This window comes from Barnesiella sp. CU968 (assembly GCF_905219685.1).
GTDB lineage: Bacteria > Bacteroidota > Bacteroidia > Bacteroidales > Muribaculaceae > Lepagella > Lepagella muris_A.
The window spans coordinates 1-7,055 of sequence record NZ_CAJMXD010000137.1; the positions used below are offsets into that span (position 1 = coordinate 1).

At 49.0% G+C, this 7,055-nt stretch carries 6 protein-coding genes; 2 read left to right on the plus strand and 4 right to left on the minus strand.

Annotation, left to right across the window (positions count from 1 at the left end; all coding sequences use genetic code 11):
- On the plus strand, positions 1–900 hold a 900-nt coding region (locus JX312_RS06815; protein WP_204457479.1), incomplete at its 5' end, for a T9SS type A sorting domain-containing protein.
- On the opposite strand, the gene JX312_RS06820 is transcribed toward JX312_RS06815, so the two are convergent.
- The 3 genes from JX312_RS06820 to JX312_RS06830 form a co-directional block, all read right to left on the minus strand.
- The gene (locus JX312_RS06820; RefSeq protein ID WP_239653840.1) at positions 867–2,318 is read right to left on the minus strand and encodes a basic amino acid/polyamine antiporter; all 1,452 of its coding nucleotides are present in this window, start codon (positions 2,316–2,318) and stop codon (positions 867–869) included. The two genes, JX312_RS06815 and JX312_RS06820, sit on opposite strands and share 34 nt — an antisense overlap.
- A 30-nt stretch (positions 2,319–2,348) precedes the next feature.
- Positions 2,349–2,675: a hypothetical protein gene (locus JX312_RS06825; protein WP_204457480.1), complete on the minus strand. Its 327-nt coding sequence runs from the start codon at positions 2,673–2,675 to the stop codon at positions 2,349–2,351.
- Positions 2,676–2,868: 193 nt separating this feature from the next.
- The gene (locus tag JX312_RS06830; RefSeq protein ID WP_204457481.1) at positions 2,869–3,495 is read right to left on the minus strand and encodes a trimeric intracellular cation channel family protein; all 627 of its coding nucleotides are present in this window, start codon (positions 3,493–3,495) and stop codon (positions 2,869–2,871) included.
- A 201-nt stretch (positions 3,496–3,696) separates the two neighbouring features.
- Here JX312_RS06830 and JX312_RS06835 point away from each other — a divergent pair, with 201 nt between their 5' ends.
- Positions 3,697–4,200 carry a hypothetical protein gene (locus JX312_RS06835; protein ID WP_204457482.1) on the plus strand — a complete coding sequence of 168 codons (504 nt, stop codon included), beginning with the start codon at positions 3,697–3,699 and terminating at the stop codon, positions 4,198–4,200.
- Between the two features lie 100 nt (positions 4,201–4,300).
- Here JX312_RS06835 and JX312_RS06840 read toward each other — a convergent pair whose 3' ends face one another.
- The gene (locus tag JX312_RS06840; protein WP_204457483.1) at positions 4,301–7,012 is read right to left on the minus strand and encodes a calcium-translocating P-type ATPase, PMCA-type; all 2,712 of its coding nucleotides are present in this window, start codon (positions 7,010–7,012) and stop codon (positions 4,301–4,303) included.
- Between the last annotated feature and the right edge of the window lie 43 nt (positions 7,013–7,055).

Genomic DNA, 7,055 nt, shown 5'->3' on the forward strand with positions numbered 1-7,055 from the left:
CTCTCCGACATCAACGTGATCTATAATAGCAATGGCATGCGTCAGGCTATGACCGATATAAATATTTCAACAGAATATCCTTTCAGCACTCCGGGAAGTTTCAATCTTGGCGACAATACCATATCTCTGAAAGCTACAGCCGGCTACAAAATCGGTAACGGAGAAAACTGGAGCGGTATCGTGCTTCCATTCGTGCCGACATCTGTTATGGCAGACGGGAAAGCGGTAGCTTTTGCTGAGAAAGGAGACGCGACAATGCGCATCATGACCTTTGCAGATGAAAATGCCGAGACGCTTACAGACGCATCGGTGATAGAACCCAACACTCCTTATGTGATCCGTCTTAATGACAAGGGAACCGGAACAGCCGATGTAGTGTTCAGCGCAACAGGCAAGAGCACTGGAGCTTCCGCAGCAAGCGATGACCTGACCACTGCAGATTTCGACGTGCAGACAACTCCCGCTCCCGAGGCAATCGTCCGCACAGGTAAAGATTTCTCTATCTTTGCAAGCTACACCAACCGTCCATACGCAGCAGGGGATTACACACTCAACGAGGCTGGTTCAATGTTCGTTCTGACAGATGGCACCGAAGCCGGTTCTGTCGCTCCCTTCTCAGCCTACATGCGTGCAAACAACGGTTCTGCACCTGAATCCTTTGCAATAGGCGGTAACGATGAGACTTCATCCATCAATACTGTCATCGGCACAGAGAATGGGAATATCTCCATATATCGTGACGGTTCGGTTCTGGTTATAACCGCCGTTACCGAGGGGTCTGTAAATATCTACAACCTTCAGGGCAATATCGTCAGAACCGTCACTCTCTCGGAAGGACGCAACACAATCGAACTTCCTGCCGGAATCTATATTCTGGAAGGAATCAAGGTAATGATGTAAATCAAGCTTCCCGCCAACCCGATGATGAGCAGAGCGAGGGTTATACGGTCTGCATGCGTAAAACGCAGCGACCCCTCCTCGCGACGCTCAGCCCGGGCTTTAAGATAGAACCCGATGCCGGAGATATAGAATATTGAAGTCAGCATAAAAAGCTTCAGTCCACCGGCATAAATCATCCATATGCAATAAAGCGTGCAGAGGATACCGACAGCGCGATAGCGCAACAAGGTTCCCTTGCGCGCTTTATTCATTCCGGACCTGCCGAAACTTTCTTTCCATAGATACATACCACCGGAAAGATATGCCGGCAGAACCATCATCCCCGTGATCGTCAGGGCTGCCATGTAGACGTCATCCGCCATCATCACCATAACGAGAAACACCTGCATGACGACACTTGACACCAACAATCCGTAACCGGGCATGCCATGACGGTTGGTTTTGAGAAATGAACGCGGAAATATTTTTACCACCGCAGCCTCATATGGCACCTGTGCGCATATCAGAGTCCACGCAAGCCACCCTCCGAGCAGGGAAACGATCACTGACAAGACTACGAAATAATAAGCCCAGCCTCCGCAAATATCACGCAATACATAAGCGACCGACGGATCATCAAGACCGGCAAGTTTCGCCCTGTTCATGACACCGAAACAAAGCATCGACACCAGTACATACAGCAACCAGGCTATGAAGAATCCCGTGACACCTGCTTTCCCGACATCGGAATGACGCTTGGCACGCGCCGACATCATCACGGCTCCCTCTATACCTATGAAACACCATAAAGTGACCATCATAGTGTTCTTAACCTGAGTCCAAAGGGATTCTTCACCCAAAGACTCTTCCATGAAATTACCCGTGAACACACCTGCCTTTACATTGATAACCAGTAATACCGCTATCAGCAGAATAGCTGCCACCTTAATGACGGCAAGAAGATTGTTGAGGAGTCTTGCAGTCTTGATACCTCCGGCAACTAAAAAATACATAGCCCAAATCAACACCGAACCGAATATGAGGGTTTGCCAGCCGTGACCGAGCAATGCCGGAAAGAACGCTCCGAATGAATCGTTAAGCATCACAGCATATGCAACGTTGGCAAACGCTGTGCAGAGCCAATAGCCCCAGGCAATGTTGAAACCGGCGAAATTACCGAACCCGACCTGTGCATATTGATATATACCGGCATCAAGATCAGGACGACGGTCGGAAAGGATCTTGAACGTAGCAACGAGCAGCAACATACCGGCTGCCGTAATCACCCATGACAGTGCCACCGCGCCCGGACCGGCACCGGAGGCAAGGTTCTGAGGGATATTATAAAGTCCCGATCCGACCATCATGCCGAACACAATCGCAACCAATGTCCCGAACCCCAATTTTCTACTATCCCCTTTTTCAATCTCTTTTTTCACCTTACCTTATATTTTTACAACGACCTGACTTCATTTGCGCCATTGTGCGAAACATCGTCGCCGGGACAGATATCCGGGATCTCGGCAATACTCATATGCTTCCCGCTCGAAAGATATGCGACGGTACGCCTCATAATAGTTACCTTGCGATTGCACAAGCCTTATAAGCCACTCTATAATATAGATCAGATAGAACGGGATAAACAGCAACTCGCGTATCTGGGCGCTGTGTATAAGTTCATGATTCATCACTTCTCCCGAAAGATGCATGTCTCGTTTGGCAAACAACACTCCGAACAGGTTGATCGCCCCGTATCTCTTCCCGAAAGGGATGACACTGTTCCTGATCACCTTCATACCTTCTCGCAAACGTTTTTATAAACCTTAAGTAAGTGTTCCGATTCTTAAATTATTTAAAATAAATCAAGATAACTCCACTTACTTATATATAACATCCATCCCGCCCCAAGGGGTCACAGCCGACAGCAGATTCTCACCGATTCCCCTGCCTGTACCATAACCTCAGATTAAATTCGTATTAAATTCGTATTCATTTCTTTCTGCGTGGACTGTCATTAAGCACCGGTAGGGAAAGATTGTATCTGAGAGCGAGGAAACGGATTACGATGATGGTCAGGGCGCAGCTCAGCTGGCTGACATATGCCGGGCTGTCAAAATAACCTGTTATCCAGTATACGAAGCCCCCGGCAAGACAGGCAGTGGCGTAAATGTCTTTATGAAAGATCAAAGGTTCTTCGTTGATAAGAATATCACGCAGCACTCCGCCGAACGCACCTGTGATGATACCCATTATAAGAGCCACCCACATGGGATAGTCGATGGCGAGCGTCTTGTCTATTCCGATCACAACAAACATGGCGAGACCGATACTGTCGAAGATGAAAAGCATCTTGTCGCGCCTCACGAGATGGTCTCTGAAAATAATCACAGCCAGCAACGAGAAAGCCGTGACTGCAAGATACCACCAGTTGTGCATCCAGAATACCGGGATATCAAGCAATATATCACGAAGCGTACCCCCGCCGATGGCAGTGACAAGACCTATGATATATGCTCCGAACCAGTCGAAATTCTTGGCTGCTGCAAGACGGATACCGCTTATCGCACACGCTATTGTGCCTATTACTTCAAGAACAAATGAGATTGTGATGTCCAAAATTGCTATGTCTGATTAAAGTCCCTGAATAAGTGTTCAAATTTACTTTGAGAGTGCAAAAGTAGCTAAAATCCCTGACATTTCTGTTCTGACAGGCAAAAAAGAGAAAACGTTCAAGATAATGAACGTAGGGCATATAATTTTTTAGTTTCACAAATTTTGTGTAACTTGGCAGACGTAAGTGATAAATTTAAGAACCATATGAAGAAATTATTTATGATGAGTGCCTTAGCCGCAGCAATTATGTTGACGGCTTGCTCTGGCAACGGAAAGACGGGCACTGACGATTCCGCATCGCAGGATGCGACAGTTTTGGAAACGACACTTCCGGTGACAAGCGGCGAGTATCGCGCCGTATCTTTTCAGGATACCGCAGCCGGTGCGGTGCGCACACGCTTCGATGGAAGAATCCTGATGGCTCTCGACCCGGACAATGCCGGAATATACATCTATGAGAACGGCAACCGAACCCATTTCAAGGCGAAAGCTATTCTTTCAAAAATCTTTGAGCAGAAAGACAGCATATACATCGCTTCTGACAAAGACAATCGTGAGATAACTCTCATTCCGGGCAAGGAAAATGTAGACACACTCATAGTATATCGCGGCAGCGTTCCGGTGAAAGTATCTTTCGAAACCAAACCGATGTCCACACTCACCCCGACTGAGGTATGGAACAGAATCTCCACCCAGCTCTCCAAGTAACATTGTTTCCCGAACATAACAAAGACCTTGGCATCAATTGAGTGTCAAGGTCTTTATTATATTTCAACAATCAGGCTTTATCTGCCTGGGACCGTCACGGTCAATGCCGACGATGCATGACGCGAAAGAGTTCTCCAGCCCAGAAAACAATAGATGTTCCGGAGATGATTATCAGCCAGTCGCTCCATCTGAGAGGAACGACATTGAAAAATCCGTATCCGCAGGTGACAATCACAAACTGACCGACTAGAATCACAAATGCAATTGTCAGGAAGCCGGAGCATTCTTTAAGATGCAATGCAGAACGACCGGTGCCGAACGCACGGGCGTTAAACATATTCCAGAACTGCAGAAAGACAAAGAACGTGAAGAAAAGAGACAGCTCATACGCCGTAAGTTCATGAAATCCACCAAGTCCTGATTTCACGAGACTTATAATGGACTCCGCATCCGGACCGGCGGCAACCGCATGCTGGAAGAAGCTCAGAACCGCAAAAAGAATAATGAAGAATCCGACACCCATTCCCACGATACGCCGCCACATAGCCGGCGTGATGATGAAAGACTTGCGGGAACGCGGCTTGTCGCGCATCACATCTTCGGACGGAGGAAGGGAAGCCAGAGCCATTGCCGCAAAGGTGTCCATGATCAGGTTTACCCACAGCATCTGCGTTACTGTCAGCGGCGATTCCATACCCATGAACGCTCCGGCGAGCACAATCAGACAGGCACAGACGTTCACCGTCAGCTGGAACATGATGAAACGCTGCAGATTCCGATAAAGTGACCGTCCCCACATCACCGCCCGTCCTATCGATGAGAACGAATTGTCGATTATTGTGATATCCGATGCCTCTTTTGCCACGGAAGTGCCGTCGCCCATTGAAAGGCCCACATGCGCGGCTTTGAGCGCGGGTGCGTCATTGGTGCCGTCGCCTGTCACGGCAACTACCTCGTTGTTGCGTTGCAACGCCTCCACGAGACGTTTCTTGTCCATAGGTCTCGCACGTGCGATAATCTTTATATCCGCCACACGCCGCTCAAGCTCGTCATCGCTCATTGCGGCGATATCCGCGCCGGTGACTATATTGGCATCACTGTCCGCGGCAGTCCATAAGCCGATCTGACGCCCTATCTCCCGTGCGATAGCCGGAGTGTCGCCTGTCACTATCTTAACCTTGACTCCGGCATCAAGCACCTCTCGCACTGCCTCGGGGACATCGCTGCGGACCGGATCCGAAATCGCCGTTATACCTAAAAACGTAAGGTTCTTCCCTATGAACGCGTTATCCACGATCACATCTTCACCCTCGCCTAAAACCTGATATGCGAAGCCGAGAGTCCTCATTGCCTGATTCTGGTATCCTAAAAGACGGGCGTCAATATCCTCTCTCGTCACACCCTCCGGCAGACTCCTGCACATTCCAAGCACAATCTCCGGAGCACCTTTGACATATGCCACGCGTGCCGCTCTGCCATCGGCATCTTTTATGACAGCTGACTCAACCACCGTAGCCATATATTTGCGTTCAGTAGTAAAAGGAAGCTCATCCAACACGGTGAGCCCTTTCTTCACACGTGCGTAATCGACACCATTGTCGCGCAACCACAGAAGCAACGCCCCCTCAGTGGGATTACCCAACACCTGCGGCTTTGCAGGATCCGAGAAATCGAGTTGCGCTGTTGAATTGGCGGCAATGCCCTCCTCCACGATACCGCCAGACAGGGCAGAATCACCCGCATCAGACGGGAGACCATAGAAATCAGCCTTATAGACCTGCATACGGTTCTGCGTCAGCGTTCCCGTCTTGTCGGTACATATCACCGTCGTAGCACCCATTGTCTCGCATGCATGCATCTTACGCACAAGATTGTTGGTGCGCAGCATACGGCGCATAGAATATGCCAGCGACAGCGTCACAGCCATCGGCAAGCCTTCAGGCACAGCCACCACAACGAGCGTCACGGCAATCATCAGTGTCTGAAGAGCGTATTGTATGAAATCAAGCCAATCGAACTGTGCATGATGCGTAAAATACATAACCATCCGCCCCACAACTATAATAGCCGCGATGACATAGCTCGAAATGGAGACCATGCGCCCAAGACGGTCAAGCTGCTCATTAAGAGGTGTTTTCACGGAGTTGTCAATCTGAGACTCCTTGAATACCTTTCCGTTCTCGGTATTGTCGCCTACTGCGGTGACTTCATAGACACCATGCCCTTCCATCACCTTCGTTCCGCGCATAAGTGTGTCGGACCGGTATGTAGCTTCCGGATCGAAATGCGATTCGTCTGTGGTCTTCATGCATGAAGGCTCACCTGTAAGCGTGGATTCATCCACACTCATAGACGCAGCTTCCAGCAATCTTCCATCAGCGGGAATCTCATCTCCCGTGTTGACAACAACAATATCTCCCACAACAACGTCCTTGCGGGGTATCTGGGTCACCGCTCCGTTGCGCCACACCTGCACTGGCTCCTCGTCATTGACCTGATTTAGAATCGCAAACTCCTTGTTAGCCTTCATCTCGAACCAGAAACTCAGTCCGGTGGCAAGAAAAATTGCCACGAATATTCCAACTGGCTCAAAAAAAGGCTTGAAGGAATGATCGGCATCTATATATGCCTCATATATCGCGATGCCTACGGATAAAGACAACGCTACAAGCAATATGACAATCAGTGGATCTTTAAATCCCCTTAAAAACTGTTTCCAGAGGGGATCTCGTTTCACGGGAGTAAGCACATTCTCCCCATGCAGACACCGGCTTTCGGCAACCTGCGCGTCATTCAGACCTTGATAATTCATNCGGGTTANNANATTTATGGANATTATGAAGCTGTTTATAAAG

What these genes read in the sequence shown, in the direction of transcription:
- JX312_RS06825 (WP_204457480.1), bottom strand. Translation starts at nt 2,675, where the DNA reads ATGAAGGTGATCAGGAACAGTGTCATCCCTTTCGGGAAGAGATACGGG.
- JX312_RS06840 (WP_204457483.1), bottom strand. Translation starts at nt 7,012, where the DNA reads ATGAATTATCAAGGTCTGAATGACGCGCAGGTTGCCGAAAGCCGGTGT.
- JX312_RS06835 (WP_204457482.1), top strand. Translation starts at nt 3,697, where the DNA reads ATGAAGAAATTATTTATGATGAGTGCCTTAGCCGCAGCAATTATGTTG.